The sequence below is a fragment of the Paenarthrobacter aurescens genome (assembly GCF_025421775.1).
GTDB classification, from domain to species: Bacteria; Actinomycetota; Actinomycetes; order Actinomycetales; family Micrococcaceae; genus Arthrobacter; species Arthrobacter aurescens_B.
In genome coordinates this window covers 1-262 of record NZ_JAOEFX010000396.1, presented here as the reverse complement: position 1 = coordinate 262, position 262 = coordinate 1, and the positions used below count along the sequence as shown (strand labels likewise).

Below are 262 nucleotides of genomic sequence, written 5' to 3'. Positions count from 1 at the left end.
ATAAGTTTATTTTAGAAAAGTATATACTTTTCCCTAAGAGCGAATACCCGCTGTATAAAAACAAAAGTGAATTGGACCAAAAGACAGGAGAGAATCCTAATATAGAACCTAGCGGGCTTAAAACGATAGGCACTAAAAATTGGACAGATTTATTAATAGTAAGACGTATCCCTAGTACTTCTCCTGTACGGCCTTCGGGAGAAGCATTATAGGCCATTACTATTGACAGAGGCTGACAGCAGCCAAGCCCTAATCCCATAAC

Annotated in this window: 1 protein-coding gene; it reads left to right on the top strand. The window is 38.9% G+C overall.

Features of this window, described 5'->3' with window-relative positions; translation table 11 throughout:
* Nucleotides 1-212, top strand: a 212-nt coding sequence (locus tag N7568_RS24110) for a hypothetical protein (RefSeq protein ID WP_261612206.1), incomplete at its 5' end; no start/stop codon positions are given.
* Between the last annotated feature and the right edge of the window lie 50 nt (nucleotides 213-262).